Here is an 11,183-nt window from a genome sequence, read left to right as displayed (position 1 = left end):
TCCCTTCTTTTTTACAAATATGAGATGCACCCCGACTCCCGACTCCCGATTCCCGATTCCCGATTCCCGATTCGCGACTCCCGATTCCCGATTCCCTATTCCCTTTTAATACTTAAAAGGATATAATTTTTTTACAGATTGCCGAGATAGAACAACAATCGTTAAAATTCCAATAAGTGTGCCAAATGGTCTGAACCAGCAGAGTAGGCAAGCTATCATAAATGAAAACCAATAATTCTTGCTTTTTCTGAGCATATATCCTGAGAGAATGATAGCAAAAGCCAATATTTCTCCAAGGATGAAAAGTATGGCACCAGAAATGACTAGCAAATAGCCAGGCAAGTCCGATGATACATTTCGTGATAACTTAAACCACTCTGATAACTCTCCTGATAAGTCTGCAGGAATTGAGTCAGTTGCACCAATCATGAACAGACCAAAAGGAATATATAACATTAGTATAAACAGGGAGTAAAATCCGCAAAATCCCCCAAACATGTAGTGAGTCCATGATAAGATAGTTAACTGCTTTTTAGGATTTCTCATAACTAGAAATTAGTCGAATTCCCAAACTTCCCAAACTGTCCCAACTTAGCACACCTCCCATACTTCCCTTCAAGACTCTCTAGGTGAGCAAAAGCCTTAGTATGATGAATGGCGGCATTTCGATTCAATGCCACAAATTTTCCTAGTTTAACTCCCTGCGTCATCACCGAAAACTCAAAAAACTGTTTTACCTTCACCATCTTTCCTAGCTCGACGCTCCGGCTCAGGAGATTTTTCTAGTGCGATGCTCCAAAAGAGCCGCTACGCGAACGCATTTTGTCCGGTGGGCATTTGTGCTTTGCAACCCCCAACCCTGGCCGAATTCACCTGAGTGCGATCGCACTACAGAATGCGATGCTCCAAAAGAGCCGCTACGCGAACGCATTTTGTCCGGTGGGAAAAGCTGGTTTCCAACCCCAAATTCTGCCCAAATTCACCGGAGTTGGGCATTGGTGGGCATTGCCCATTTAATTGATCCCTGAACAATTTTGATCTTTCTGAGCAATGCCCACCCTAGGATTGTTGTCAACGTTCCTCCTGAATCACCCTTTCCAATTGCTCAACCAGTGGCACTAAATCATTCGTCACCGTTTCCCAAACAATATCTAAATCGATAGAGAAATAAGCATGGGTCAAACGATTTCGCATCCCAATCATCACTGCCCAAGGAATATCAGCATGTCTCCCCCTACATTCAGCTGAAATTCTACCCGCTGCTTCCCCAATAATTTCTAAATCTTTGACAACTGCCAACACCAACATCCTATCCTTAGCTAAATCCTCTCTCATCTTTCCAGACATAAAACCGAGAGCTTCTCTTGCTGCATCCTGCATATGGTGCAAGCGAGTTAAATCGTCAATTGCTGTCATACTGCACCATCGCCTCAGCCATCACTCTGTCTCGAAAATAAATACTTAATTCCTTAGGAGTTCTTAAATCAATCTTTCTCCCTTCTACTAGTTCTGAAAGTTCTATTTCCATACTGGCTAACGTAAATAAACCAGGGGTTTTGCCTGGTTCAAATTCTACTAAAAAATCCAGATCACTCTCCGGTGTAAAATCATCCCTCAACACTGAACCAAATAAAGACAATTTGCGAATATGATGACGCTGGCAAAATTGCTCTATTTCTTCCTTGGGAATCTTAATTGGTAACACCGGGCTTTCACTCATTTCTCTTCTGGATTTTTATCAGATTTTTGGGTATTGGTGGGCATTGCCCATTTAATTTATCGGCATTTAATTTTGAGCTAAATCAGCAATGCCCACCCTACGAGTCGATTCTCATTTCTTGATTTAATAGTGTTTCTGGAAAAGGGTTTTTCGGTTTTAAAAGAATCCCATCTCCGGTATCAATTGCGATTAACTCAAGACCTGTTTCCCAGTGATGAGCATCTCGCAGAGACTTAGGAATAATAACTTGACCTTGACTCAACAATTTTGTCGTTTCCATAACCTAAGCATTCAGGGGTCAGCTGTCAGCCGTGAGGCTTGGCCTTTGGGCTACGCTACGCGAATGGCGCACGCTACACCGAACAGCTTAACATAAACCTCGTTCCCATAGCGTGGCCTTTGGCCTTCGCTACAGTGCGATTGACCTTTGGTCACGCTACGCGATTGACCTTTGGTCACGCTACGCGATTGACCTTTGATCACGCGGGGCGCGTTCGCATTTTGTAGCATTTTGTAGGGTGGGCATTGCTGGTTTCCAACCCCCTATGCTGCCCAAATTCACCTGAGCAATGCCCACCAACCAAGTACCCATGGATTCTTGGATATTGGTGGGCATTGCCTATTTAATTGATCGCCGTTTAATCATGATCTAAATTAGCAATGCCCACCCTACGATTCGATTCCTGGTTTGTACAGTCGCAGTTGAGTTTGATAGATATGATCAACATTTTCATCCAGTAGATACTTAATGGTCATTTCCCTTCTTGATTGCTTCTCGTTCAGCCTTGAGTTGCATCAGCTTGACCACAACTGGGGAAGGATTTTGCTGCTGTTGTTCTAGCATTTTACGACCATGGTCTAACCAATTAGTGAGGTAAGTACTGACCGTTTCTTGGTTATGCAGGTAATACAGAATCGTAGCATAAATTTGCTCTAGTTCCAGGGTTGGATAACTTTGGGAAATTTCTTCAGGAGTACGTTGACGATGGATGAAATCATAGAGGATGGTTTCAATTCCTACTCTTGTGCCTCTGACTCGGATATCATTAGGAGCAAGAAAAACAAAATAATCTTCCAGTTGCATGATCGCTCTGAGAACTCTGTTGTTATCTTGATCCTACACAAGAAGCAAGATTACACATTTGGTAGGGTGGGCATTGCTGGTTTCCAACCCCAAATTCTGCCGGAATTCACCTGAGCAATGCCCACCAATGGTTGATAGCGATCGCATTTTGTCGGGTGGGAAAAGATTATTGGGTATTGGTGGGCATTCCCCATTTCATTGATCGGGGTTCAATTTTGATCTTTATCAGCAATGCCCACCCTACAATTCTCTCAATTCTCAATTCTTCATTCTACATTATTTTGGGTATTGGTGGGCATTGCCCATTTCATGGTTCGGCGTTCAATTTTGTTCTTTCTAAGCAATGCCCACCCTACAATTATCGCGACTCAATTCTTAATTCTCAATTCTTCATTCTACATTATTTTTGGTATTGGTGGGCATTGCTCATTTCATGGTTCGCCGTTCAATTTTGATCTTTCTAAGCAATGCCCACCCTACAATTCTAAATTCTAAATTCTAAATTCTAAATTCTAAATTCTAAATTCCTAATTTTTCTGAGGTGATAGACTTAGGGTAGAACAGTGAACCTGGATTTTAGGACGTAGTTCAATGTTGATTACGGTCTTTATTGCTTGATTATCGCGGGGGACTATAAAGGAAAATTTTCCTTGATGATAGTCTATAATTTCGATGGATTCTATTAATTCAAAGCTCAGGATTGCTTTGGACTCTCCGGCAAGCTTTAGCTCTATTTGTATAGATTCAGTAATGGTATTAACCCCAAACTTGAGAGTGGTATCTGAGGTATCGGTTACTTCGTAGCACCAATAACCATCCTGAGCTCGAACAGTTTGAGGTTCAGTGCAGAATAACTCTATCAAGGCAAGTGAATCCCAGTCACTCTGTAGTTTGATTGTTTCCACAAGAGCCTACCCGAACCTGGTTGAACACTTGATCAGGATTGATATCTAAAGCCTGTATTTGATACTTCTGACGAAATTCGCCCAAAGCTGGCCCAAATCCTAAATTCTCTGATAAATTCTCTGATGCCAAGCGTTGATACTCCCGGAGTGATAACACAATCACTACAGGTTTACCCAGGCGCGTAATCTGTACCGGCTTACCCTGTTCGGCATCATGGACAATTTCAGCAAAGCGTACGTGAGCTTCCGCTAAGTCGTATCCTTCAGACATTTTTCGGGTTTTTAGCTATAGGGCTATGGTTCATGGCTATAGTCTAGCTAAATCCCTAGTGCGATGCTCCAAAAGAGCCGCTACGCGATCGCATTTTGTAGCTTTTGTCGGGTGGGCATTGCCGGCTTCCAACCCCCAATCCTTCCAAAGTATCCCTATACTAGAGTAGGTGTAGCTAAATAAATTAGCTTGGAAGGCAATCCCGGACGCAAAGCATAAAGCAGTGAGGTAAGCTGATGGTTTGGAGAATTGAAGAGGCACAGCAAAAGTTATCTGAACTGATAACTGCTACAGCTACTGAGCCTCAGTTGATTTACGACCACAATCAACTGGTGGCGGTGGTGGTAGAGGCTCAGACTTTTCAAGAGTTCTTGGCTTGGCGTCAGCAGTGTCAAAAGCCCTCAATAGCCGAGGCTTTCGCTCAATTGCACCAGCTTTGTGTTGAAGAAAACTACACTCTTGAAACGTAAGTATTCAGCCGTCAGCTATCAGCTATCAGGCACTTTAACTGCATGGGGTCGGATTAGTGCGATGCTCCAAAAGTGGGCATTGGTGGGCATTGCCCATTTAATTGATCGCCGTTAAATCATGATTGAACGGCGCAATGCCCACCCAAAAATTCGATTCCCGATTGCCGATTCCCGATTGCCGATTCCCGATTATACTTGACCCCTGCTTGGGGATTGGTGGGCATTGCTCATTTAATTGATCCCTGAACAATTTTGTTCTTTCAACAGCAATGCCCACCCAAAGATTCTCCCGACTAAATTCGCGCATTCGCGCATTCTTTAGAGCTTATCTACCCGACATTGGGTTAACCCTTGAGCTTTTTTAGCAAATTTCTGATCAAAGGTGTAAAACTCTGAACAATGCTGACTCAGGGCTAAATGAAAGGCATCAGCAAAATCTAAACCATTTTCATGCCATTGAATAACTTGAGCCATCAAGCTAGGGTTGCTAAGATGAACATTGGGTAAACCAAAAAGATTTCTCAACCCTTGACAGATAGCGGCGGGTTTGAACTTATAAGCAAAACGCAAAACCCATTCCGTTTCTAGAATTACCGTATCTGCAATAAAAACCTCTTGCTTCCTGAAAATCTCTACACTCTTGTTGAACTGTAACTGATCATCCTGAGTCAATAGCCGAACAACTACATTCGTATCAACAGCGATCATGCCATAACTCCTCTATCCCTTGCCGAATCGCCTCATCCATATCCTCAAGACTTTTAGGAGTGCCGTCATACTTTAAACAACCAGCCACTTGATTTAATAGTGTTTCTGGAAAAGGGTTTTTCGGTTTTAAAAGAATCCCATCTCCCGTATCAATTGCGATTAACTCAAGACCTGTTTCCCAGTCATGAGCATCTCGCAGAGACTTAGGAATAATAACTTGACCTTGACTCAACAATTTTGTCGTTTCCATAACCTAAGCATTCAGGGGTCAGCTGTCAGCCGTGAGCCTTGGACCCACGCTACACCGAACAGCTTAACATAAACCTCGTTCCCGTAGCGTGGCCATTTCCTTAGTGCGTACGCATTTTGTAGCATTCTGTAGGGTGGGCATTGCTGGTTTCCCACCCCAAATGCTGCCGGAATTCACCTGGGCAATGCCCACCAACCAGAGCACCCATGGATTTTTGGTATTGGTGGCCATTGCCTATTTAATTGTTCGCCGTTAAATCATGATCATTTTGTAGGGTGGGAAAAGCCTGTTTCCAACCCCCTATGCTGCCGGAATTCATCTGGGCAATGCCCACCAACCAGAGTACCCATGGATTTTTGGATATTGGTGGCCATTGCCTATTTAATTGTTCGGGGTTCAATCATGATTGTAATTAACAATGCCCACCCTACGATTCGATTGCCGATTCCCGATTATGATTGGATATTGGTGGGCATTGCCTATTTAATTGTTCGGGGTTCAATCATGATTGTAATTAACAATGCACACCCTACGATTCGATTGCCGATTCCCGATTCCCGATTATGATTGGGTATTGGTGGGCATTGCCCATTTAATTGTTCGGGGTTCAATCATGATCTTTATCAGCAATGCCCACCCTACGATTCGATTCCCGATTCCCGATTCCCGATTCTAATTGGGTATTGGTGGGCATTGCCCATTTAATTGTTCGGCGTTGAATCATGATCTTTATCAGCAATGCCCACCCTACAATATATCTCCCGACTCCCGACTCCCGATTCCCGACTCCCGATTCCCGATTCCCTACTCCCTACTCTACTTGAGCACCAACTACCTCCGATGGCTTAGTGTTGTTTTCCGCTGTATCAGTCGGTTCCCCTAAGGTTTCTTCGAGTACCTGAATTGCGCCACTGATCCGGAGTAAAGTTTCTCGGAGGTTAGCTTGTTTCGCTTCTAGTTCGGCTAGCATTTTTTGACCAGCTTCATATTCAGATTTTAGGGATTGTAAGCGTTGTTCGAGTTTTTCTTTCATGGTTTAGTTTAATCAGTAAGTAAAAGGTATTTCTAGGTAAAAATCGTGGTCAATAAACTATGGATATTGGGTTGGTTGGGCATTGGTGGGCATTGCCCATTTCATTGATCGGTGTTCAATAATGATCTTTATCAGCAATGCCCACCCTACGATTGTTGTTGTTTGGTTGGGCTTTCAATCCCATCATTTTACCCTACCTCCCAATCTTGCTCAACTTAGTCATCTGACACTAGTTGATTTAGTTGAAGTTCCAATTGATTGATCCGTTGTTCATAGTTGCTGCTCTTGTGAGCCATATCTTTGATAACTTCAACTAAGTACATACTGATTTTTCGGTAATTAATTGCTTCAGGTAACCCCTGTTGGTCGTAGTAAACAAGTTTGTTAAGACCAATCTCGTGAAGCTCTTCAGCAATGTATCCAATTTCCCAACGATTGGGATGGTTAGGTCGTGTATAAGTCTTGGGTTCTACTGTCAAAATTTTAGAAAAATCGTCTTCCAGAGAAATGATATTTTCCTTCGATCTAGCGGAAGAATTGTCGTAACATATTTGTTTAGTACTGTCATCCCACTGCACATTGCGATCATCACGATAAGGTAAAGACCCAACATATAAACTGTTTGTAATTGAGACACTGCCGTGGACTTTTAAATAATCCCAGAGCTTAACTTGCCTTCCCACTGATGTACCACTCCTTCCCAGAATCATCAGAGCATCGTGGTTGGCGGCATTCTCAATAGCAGCATAACCATCAGCATTTCCTATTCCAGTGTGGTTATGATTAGTTTTTGTAAAGTAAATATCTGAATTACCTGCACGAATCTCACCATCTACCAACAGATTAGGTGTGCCAATCAAATGAAAGCTCTCATCATCTGTAAATCTTGCCCAAACTTTATTACTTTCCTCCGGTTCCCTGATTTCTAGATTCTCACCATTTCTGGCTATTTCCCAATCATTTGTTGAAGGTCTGAAGGCATCCTTTGCCCTAACAATTCCATCTACAATTAGTTCTCCATTACCTTTTGGTATAAGGTTAATATCCTGATCAGTATTACTTCCAATCGCTTCGATCCGATTGTAGCCAATTCCAATCCCTTGGGTGAGATTTTGGGCGTAGAATGCCCCGATATCAGCATCTGCGTTGTTATGGCTGGCTCTAACTCTCAATTCACCGCTTTCCACATGAAGCTTCTTGCTCGGTCCAGTTATCCCGATACCAAGGCTACCTGCAAAGGAAGAGTTGCCTGTACCTTTGACAGTCAAACCACCATTGGCTGCTGTGGTTAACACCATTCTCTCATTAGTGCCATTAGTATCTCTCCAGGAGTGGTTGCCATTGGCAGCATAAAATAAAGTCTGACTATTGATACCCAGTCCGTATCCATCCCAAAGTTGCAATTTTAGGTTGTTGGTAGTGTCACTATTTGTAAAGACAATTTGTTGAGCACCATCGAGTTGAATCTCGCCTGCGCTAACCGTCAACTTCCCTTGTACTTTTAATTTCGATGAACCTGGATCTGTTGTGCCGATACCAAGGCTACCTGCGAAGTAGTTATCTCTAGTACCTCCAAACCATGCAGAATTGTCTGCACTGCCAGTCCATCCATCATGCTCTACAAATAAACGAACTGCTTCCCCTTCGCTTCTGACTTGGAAGATAGGCTCACCAGCATTGGGATTGGATTGGACTCGATAGACTAAGCCGGTTGCCCCTTGAGTACCGTCACCGCGATGATTATTGCTGTTGGGAGCTTCCATCAGCAGAGTACGCTCACCAGAGGTGTTGCTGCTAGCACTAAAGCTGCCAGTGACAGTTAAATTCCCTTGTACTTTTAATTTTGATGAACCTGGATCTGTTGTGCCGATACCAACCTTGCCTGCGAAGTAGTTATCTTCAGTACCTCCAAACCATGCAGAATTGTCTGCACTGCCAGTCCATCCATCATGCTCTACAAAGAAACGAACTGATTCCCCTTCGCTTCTCACTTGGAAGATCGGGTCACCGTTATTGGGATTGGATTGGACTCGATAGACTAAGCCGGTTGCCCCTTGAGTACCGTCACCGCGATGATTGTTGCTGTTGGGAGCTTCCATCAGCAGAGGTCGCTCACCAGAGGTGTTGCTGCTGAAGCTTAAACTTCCATTTACTGTGGTATCACCAGTGACACTCAAATCCCCATCAATAACAACCAAACTACTGGCACTATTACCACCAGAACGCAGGGTCGGTCCAGTGATTGCACCACTATCCAAATTACCACTAGGCAAACGCACTCCAGAATACTCGCGTACACTGAGATCAGGAGTCACATTACCGCTGCCATCAATTGCCAGCTTTGTCAGAACAATCGAGTCCTCAGGCACATTTCCCAGGGTAGCAACTTGGATATTGGGCTTTTCGTGCCAGCGCCTGGCACCACTGCTACCCAAACCTCCATCAGTTGTCTGATCCGATTGTTCTTCTTGATAGGAAATAACTAAGTAAACTTCCTGATTTTTGTGGGCACTGAGATCAATTGGCGGAGAGTTTGTACTCAGAATAATCTGTCGGCCTTGACTGTCAAGAGCCGTACCAGGTTTGACAATCACCTGATTAGTAGCAGTCTCAAGAGTCAAACCATCACAAATGCCCGAAACCCGGAGGAATTGGTCTAGGCGGCGCTGTCGGTCAATATGATATTTTTGTTCATCAATAAAATCCTGGTCTTTTAAAAACTCACCATCGAAGTAGCGTACTCGCTTGTCAATGTAAGGATACTGAGTATAATCTGCCATTTTAATTCTCCCTTAGTTACGATATCGTTGTGGTGCCCAATAGTGTAGTCTCCCCAACGATGATGCCTGGTTTACTTTCAGTGGGCTGATTAATAATTTGCATACCGGGTATTAACACCCGCAAAGCATAAAAGGTGTGAGCTGGTTTCTCCTGATTCACAATTGCCTTAGCAATCTCTTCCTGACGTTGCAGCAGTTTAGGGTCTCGCTCGTTCAAGGTGATTGTCACCTGGAAGTAATGAGCAGGTTGTTCAAATTCGTAGATTTTGACCTCTTCTTGAGTGTAAAGTTCTAGCATTTGCTTCACTCCCGCCTTAGTCCCTCGTTGGCGATAGAGAGGCACAATATTGCTGATAAATCGGCGTTTAGTCTCCTCACTCCAATCATCTCGCAAACTTAAAGCCACCCAACTGGCCAGCCAAGGTATAAACTCAGTTGGTGCTATCTCTGACTCTACTGGTAAATCAGGATGATTATAGGGATTGAAGTAAGTAGGGATACGGTCAATGTACTCTTCTAGAGCCAACTGCTCAGGATTCGGATCATCAGTATCCCTGGGTAAAAAGCCACTCATTACCCGCTCCAACGCTAGCAGGAACCGACCAACAAAAGGGTCTTCCTGAAAGTTAGCTGGTAGATAGTTTAGATAGCTACTTGGGTTGTTGGACATAAGCGCGTTTGTATCTAGGTTTTAAACACACGAATTGTTGAAAAAGGGAATAGGGAATAGGGAATAGGGAATAGTGGGGAGATGGGGAGATGGGGAGATGGGGAGATGGGGAGATCACTTGCCTGTTCCCGATTCCCTATTCCATCCTGGGAGTTCCTTGAGGGCATCGGTGGGCATTGCCCATTTAATTGATCCGGGAACTGATCAAAGAGCTTCCGAGAGCAATGCCCACCCTACTACGATTCCACTCACTGTTCCCTACTCCCTACTCCCGATTCCCGATTCCCGATTCCCGATTCCCGATTCCCTGTTCCCTTACTAGCTAGTTAATTGCCATTGCTCCCCTATGTATTCCATGATTACTAAATTCAACTTTACGTTAAAGTCTACTAACTCATAGTTTTTAAGCTTAACTCTGATCAGCTCTTTTTCGATAAACTGGTAGGTGTCTTTCGGTTTACTGCGTTCCTCCCGCCAGGTTCCTAACTGAACCACCTTTGTACCTGTGGTTGGAGCTTGGCTGAGAGCTTGTTTGAGGGTAATTTTATTGCTGGAAAAATCAACAGTGTCAATTTCTCGATTTTCTGGATTGCTATTAGTAGGAATGATCCCAACCGTATCCCCCGCTGCCAATCCCGTTACTTGATTCACCTTGAACTCAAGGTTGGAGATAACTTCGGTAATCTCAAAACTAAGGGGACGGAAAACCATGGTACCTAGTCCATAAGCTTTATTTAAACCTGAAGACAAGGTCAATTGTTTTAGTCCTTCCTCAATACTACTAATAGTATAGTATTCCTGATCACTACTGCTGGGGTCTAGTTGAATAGTATCCCCTAGGTTAAAACCGGTGGTGTCTTGAACCGTAATCTGAGTCTGGGATCTTGAGCTTGCCTGAGTTAAAACAGTAGTGGTTAGCTCATGAGTATGAACCATGACATCCTCGACATAGTCCACTCCAGGGATGCGATCCAGTAATTGATATAGCTCCGAAACGTAAATACTCCTACCAAAAGGCCAACCCTGACCATCCCAATAAGACTGGGAATTAACTGGGTGGAAGAAAGCTTGTGCTTCCTGGTTTGCCTGGTCTTGAACCTGCTGGGCATTGCCCCCCGCCACTAGATAGAGTCGCGCCCAAACTCGCAAGGGTAGGTAGTCTGGGGTAACTACGTGATGGCGTACAGTCAGCAACCGCCGTTCATCCAAGAAAGACCATAAGCCTTGCAACAGTGAAGCAGTGATATTGGGTTGATACCAACTGGCTCCTTGGATAGTTCCATGATTTTGGA

General features: G+C 43.9%; 23 protein-coding genes and 1 pseudogene. 8 read left to right on the top strand and 16 right to left on the bottom strand.

Annotated features, from left to right (window positions below; genetic code table 11):
• Positions 1-105: 105 nt before the first annotated feature.
• Together F6K20_RS09465 and F6K20_RS09460 are read right to left on the bottom strand one after the other, a co-directional pair.
• Positions 106-546 (bottom strand): hypothetical protein, encoded by a 441-nt coding sequence (locus tag F6K20_RS09465; RefSeq protein ID WP_008184225.1) that lies wholly within the window; start codon positions 544-546, stop codon positions 106-108.
• A gap of 2 nt (positions 547-548) precedes the next feature.
• Positions 549-746, bottom strand: coding sequence for a hypothetical protein (locus tag F6K20_RS09460; protein WP_008184222.1), 198 nt, complete (start codon positions 744-746; stop codon positions 549-551).
• A 39-nt stretch (positions 747-785) separates the two neighbouring features.
• Here F6K20_RS09460 and F6K20_RS09455 point away from each other — a divergent pair, with 39 nt between their 5' ends.
• Positions 786-1,028, top strand: coding sequence for a hypothetical protein (locus tag F6K20_RS09455; protein WP_131827154.1), 243 nt, complete (start codon positions 786-788; stop codon positions 1,026-1,028).
• A gap of 43 nt (positions 1,029-1,071) precedes the next feature.
• Here F6K20_RS09455 and F6K20_RS09450 read toward each other — a convergent pair whose 3' ends face one another.
• From F6K20_RS09450 to F6K20_RS09440, 3 genes are all read right to left on the bottom strand, one after another.
• Positions 1,072-1,416, bottom strand: a complete 345-nt coding sequence (locus tag F6K20_RS09450; RefSeq protein ID WP_008184220.1) for a HepT-like ribonuclease domain-containing protein — start codon at positions 1,414-1,416, stop codon at positions 1,072-1,074.
• A complete protein-coding gene (locus F6K20_RS09445; RefSeq protein ID WP_008184218.1) occupies positions 1,403-1,720 on the bottom strand; it encodes a nucleotidyltransferase family protein in 318 nt (105 codons plus the stop codon). Before F6K20_RS09445 ends, F6K20_RS09450 begins: the two co-directional genes overlap by 14 nt.
• A gap of 97 nt (positions 1,721-1,817) precedes the next feature.
• Positions 1,818-2,000 (bottom strand): AbrB/MazE/SpoVT family DNA-binding domain-containing protein, encoded by a 183-nt coding sequence (locus tag F6K20_RS09440; protein ID WP_008184214.1) that lies wholly within the window; start codon positions 1,998-2,000, stop codon positions 1,818-1,820.
• A gap of 38 nt (positions 2,001-2,038) precedes the next feature.
• Here F6K20_RS09440 and F6K20_RS09435 point away from each other — a divergent pair, with 38 nt between their 5' ends.
• A complete protein-coding gene (locus F6K20_RS09435; protein WP_154659782.1) occupies positions 2,039-2,227 on the top strand; it encodes a hypothetical protein in 189 nt (62 codons plus the stop codon).
• 238 nt (positions 2,228-2,465) lie between these two features.
• Here F6K20_RS09435 and F6K20_RS09430 read toward each other — a convergent pair whose 3' ends face one another.
• The 4 genes from F6K20_RS09430 to F6K20_RS09415 form a co-directional block, all read right to left on the bottom strand.
• Positions 2,466-2,804 carry a DUF433 domain-containing protein gene (locus F6K20_RS09430; RefSeq protein WP_008184209.1) on the bottom strand — a complete coding sequence of 113 codons (339 nt, stop codon included), beginning with the start codon at positions 2,802-2,804 and terminating at the stop codon, positions 2,466-2,468.
• Positions 2,805-2,854: 50 nt separating this feature from the next.
• Complete coding sequence (locus F6K20_RS09425; RefSeq protein ID WP_008184207.1) at positions 2,855-2,998, bottom strand: hypothetical protein; 144 nt, start codon at positions 2,996-2,998, stop codon at positions 2,855-2,857.
• 333 nt (positions 2,999-3,331) lie between these two features.
• Positions 3,332-3,709, bottom strand: a complete 378-nt coding sequence (locus tag F6K20_RS09420; protein ID WP_008184195.1) for a hypothetical protein — start codon at positions 3,707-3,709, stop codon at positions 3,332-3,334.
• The gene (locus F6K20_RS09415; RefSeq protein ID WP_008184193.1) at positions 3,684-3,980 is read right to left on the bottom strand and encodes a type II toxin-antitoxin system Phd/YefM family antitoxin; all 297 of its coding nucleotides are present in this window, start codon (positions 3,978-3,980) and stop codon (positions 3,684-3,686) included. Before F6K20_RS09415 ends, F6K20_RS09420 begins: the two co-directional genes overlap by 26 nt.
• A gap of 25 nt (positions 3,981-4,005) precedes the next feature.
• Here F6K20_RS09415 and F6K20_RS09410 point away from each other — a divergent pair, with 25 nt between their 5' ends.
• The 3 genes from F6K20_RS09410 (at position 4,006) to F6K20_RS09400 (ending at position 4,565) form a co-directional block, all read left to right on the top strand.
• Positions 4,006-4,149 (top strand): hypothetical protein, encoded by a 144-nt coding sequence (locus F6K20_RS09410; protein ID WP_287294511.1) that lies wholly within the window; start codon positions 4,006-4,008, stop codon positions 4,147-4,149.
• A 67-nt stretch (positions 4,150-4,216) separates the two neighbouring features.
• Positions 4,217-4,450: a type II toxin-antitoxin system Phd/YefM family antitoxin gene (locus tag F6K20_RS09405; RefSeq protein ID WP_008184190.1), complete on the top strand. Its 234-nt coding sequence runs from the start codon at positions 4,217-4,219 to the stop codon at positions 4,448-4,450.
• Positions 4,440-4,565 carry a hypothetical protein gene (locus tag F6K20_RS09400; RefSeq protein ID WP_267872028.1) on the top strand — a complete coding sequence of 42 codons (126 nt, stop codon included), beginning with the start codon at positions 4,440-4,442 and terminating at the stop codon, positions 4,563-4,565. Before F6K20_RS09405 ends, F6K20_RS09400 begins: the two co-directional genes overlap by 11 nt.
• Before the next feature lie 203 nt (positions 4,566-4,768).
• On the opposite strand, the gene F6K20_RS09395 is transcribed toward F6K20_RS09400, so the two are convergent.
• The 3 genes from F6K20_RS09395 to F6K20_RS09385 all read right to left on the bottom strand — a co-directional run bounded on the left by F6K20_RS09395 (position 4,769) and on the right by F6K20_RS09385 (position 5,639).
• Positions 4,769-5,158, bottom strand: a complete 390-nt coding sequence (locus F6K20_RS09395) for a type II toxin-antitoxin system VapC family toxin (protein ID WP_008184185.1) — start codon at positions 5,156-5,158, stop codon at positions 4,769-4,771.
• Entirely contained in the window at positions 5,145-5,408 is a 264-nt protein-coding gene (locus F6K20_RS09390) for an AbrB/MazE/SpoVT family DNA-binding domain-containing protein (RefSeq protein ID WP_008184183.1), read from the bottom strand. Before F6K20_RS09390 ends, F6K20_RS09395 begins: the two co-directional genes overlap by 14 nt.
• 63 nt (positions 5,409-5,471) lie before the next feature.
• The gene (locus F6K20_RS09385; protein WP_008184181.1) at positions 5,472-5,639 is read right to left on the bottom strand and encodes a hypothetical protein; all 168 of its coding nucleotides are present in this window, start codon (positions 5,637-5,639) and stop codon (positions 5,472-5,474) included.
• A gap of 117 nt (positions 5,640-5,756) precedes the next feature.
• Between F6K20_RS09385 and F6K20_RS09380 the strand changes: the two genes are divergently transcribed.
• Both F6K20_RS09380 and F6K20_RS09375 read left to right on the top strand, forming a co-directional pair.
• Positions 5,757-5,975 (top strand): hypothetical protein, encoded by a 219-nt coding sequence (locus F6K20_RS09380; protein WP_008184180.1) that lies wholly within the window; start codon positions 5,757-5,759, stop codon positions 5,973-5,975.
• On the top strand, positions 5,929-6,084 hold the full coding sequence (locus F6K20_RS09375; RefSeq protein ID WP_154659781.1) for a hypothetical protein: 156 nt from the start codon (positions 5,929-5,931) through the stop codon (positions 6,082-6,084). Before F6K20_RS09380 ends, F6K20_RS09375 begins: the two co-directional genes overlap by 47 nt.
• A gap of 135 nt (positions 6,085-6,219) precedes the next feature.
• Here the strand turns inward: F6K20_RS09375 and F6K20_RS09370 are convergent, their stop codons facing one another.
• The 3 genes from F6K20_RS09370 to F6K20_RS09360 form a co-directional block, all read right to left on the bottom strand.
• Positions 6,220-6,441: a hypothetical protein gene (locus tag F6K20_RS09370; RefSeq protein ID WP_008184176.1), complete on the bottom strand. Its 222-nt coding sequence runs from the start codon at positions 6,439-6,441 to the stop codon at positions 6,220-6,222.
• Positions 6,442-6,656: 215 nt separating this feature from the next.
• Positions 6,657-9,221 carry a tail fiber domain-containing protein gene (locus F6K20_RS09365; protein ID WP_008184175.1) on the bottom strand — a complete coding sequence of 855 codons (2,565 nt, stop codon included), beginning with the start codon at positions 9,219-9,221 and terminating at the stop codon, positions 6,657-6,659.
• A 16-nt stretch (positions 9,222-9,237) separates the two neighbouring features.
• On the bottom strand, positions 9,238-9,891 hold the full coding sequence (locus F6K20_RS09360; RefSeq protein ID WP_008184168.1) for a phage tail protein I: 654 nt from the start codon (positions 9,889-9,891) through the stop codon (positions 9,238-9,240).
• Between the two features lie 97 nt (positions 9,892-9,988).
• Here F6K20_RS09360 and F6K20_RS09355 point away from each other — a divergent pair, with 97 nt between their 5' ends.
• Positions 9,989-10,213 (top strand): hypothetical protein, encoded by a 225-nt coding sequence (locus F6K20_RS09355; protein WP_008184162.1) that lies wholly within the window; start codon positions 9,989-9,991, stop codon positions 10,211-10,213.
• On the opposite strand, the pseudogene F6K20_RS09350 reads toward F6K20_RS09355, so the two are convergent.
• A pseudogene (locus F6K20_RS09350) lies at positions 10,210-11,183 on the bottom strand (hypothetical protein); the annotation flags it as partial. The gene F6K20_RS09355 and the pseudogene F6K20_RS09350 overlap by 4 nt on opposite strands.

This window comes from Moorena sp. SIO2C4 (genome assembly GCF_010672485.1).
GTDB lineage: Bacteria > Cyanobacteriota > Cyanobacteriia > Cyanobacteriales > Coleofasciculaceae > Moorena > Moorena producens.
This window is presented reverse-complemented; position numbering and strand designations above follow the sequence as displayed.

Excerpts from the sequence above, each read along its gene's own strand:
- F6K20_RS09465 (WP_008184225.1), bottom strand. The coding sequence starts at position 546 with ATGAGAAATCCTAAAAAGCAGTTAACTATCTTATCATGGACTCACTAC.
- F6K20_RS09460 (WP_008184222.1), bottom strand. The coding sequence starts at position 746 with ATGGTGAAGGTAAAACAGTTTTTTGAGTTTTCGGTGATGACGCAGGGA.
- F6K20_RS09450 (WP_008184220.1), bottom strand. The coding sequence starts at position 1,416 with ATGACAGCAATTGACGATTTAACTCGCTTGCACCATATGCAGGATGCA.
- F6K20_RS09445 (WP_008184218.1), bottom strand. The coding sequence starts at position 1,720 with ATGAGTGAAAGCCCGGTGTTACCAATTAAGATTCCCAAGGAAGAAATA.
- F6K20_RS09440 (WP_008184214.1), bottom strand. The coding sequence starts at position 2,000 with ATGGAAACGACAAAATTGTTGAGTCAAGGTCAAGTTATTATTCCTAAG.
- F6K20_RS09430 (WP_008184209.1), bottom strand. The coding sequence starts at position 2,804 with ATGCAACTGGAAGATTATTTTGTTTTTCTTGCTCCTAATGATATCCGA.
- F6K20_RS09425 (WP_008184207.1), bottom strand. The coding sequence starts at position 2,998 with ATGGGGAATGCCCACCAATACCCAATAATCTTTTCCCACCCGACAAAA.
- F6K20_RS09415 (WP_008184193.1), bottom strand. The coding sequence starts at position 3,980 with ATGTCTGAAGGATACGACTTAGCGGAAGCTCACGTACGCTTTGCTGAA.
- F6K20_RS09410 (WP_287294511.1), top strand. The coding sequence starts at position 4,006 with ATGGTTCATGGCTATAGTCTAGCTAAATCCCTAGTGCGATGCTCCAAA.
- F6K20_RS09405 (WP_008184190.1), top strand. The coding sequence starts at position 4,217 with ATGGTTTGGAGAATTGAAGAGGCACAGCAAAAGTTATCTGAACTGATA.
- F6K20_RS09395 (WP_008184185.1), bottom strand. The coding sequence starts at position 5,158 with ATGATCGCTGTTGATACGAATGTAGTTGTTCGGCTATTGACTCAGGAT.
- F6K20_RS09390 (WP_008184183.1), bottom strand. The coding sequence starts at position 5,408 with ATGGAAACGACAAAATTGTTGAGTCAAGGTCAAGTTATTATTCCTAAG.
- F6K20_RS09385 (WP_008184181.1), bottom strand. The coding sequence starts at position 5,639 with ATGGCCACCAATACCAAAAATCCATGGGTGCTCTGGTTGGTGGGCATT.
- F6K20_RS09380 (WP_008184180.1), top strand. The coding sequence starts at position 5,757 with ATGGATTTTTGGATATTGGTGGCCATTGCCTATTTAATTGTTCGGGGT.
- F6K20_RS09375 (WP_154659781.1), top strand. The coding sequence starts at position 5,929 with ATGCACACCCTACGATTCGATTGCCGATTCCCGATTCCCGATTATGAT.
- F6K20_RS09370 (WP_008184176.1), bottom strand. The coding sequence starts at position 6,441 with ATGAAAGAAAAACTCGAACAACGCTTACAATCCCTAAAATCTGAATAT.
- F6K20_RS09365 (WP_008184175.1), bottom strand. The coding sequence starts at position 9,221 with ATGGCAGATTATACTCAGTATCCTTACATTGACAAGCGAGTACGCTAC.
- F6K20_RS09360 (WP_008184168.1), bottom strand. The coding sequence starts at position 9,891 with ATGTCCAACAACCCAAGTAGCTATCTAAACTATCTACCAGCTAACTTT.
- F6K20_RS09355 (WP_008184162.1), top strand. The coding sequence starts at position 9,989 with ATGGGGAGATGGGGAGATCACTTGCCTGTTCCCGATTCCCTATTCCAT.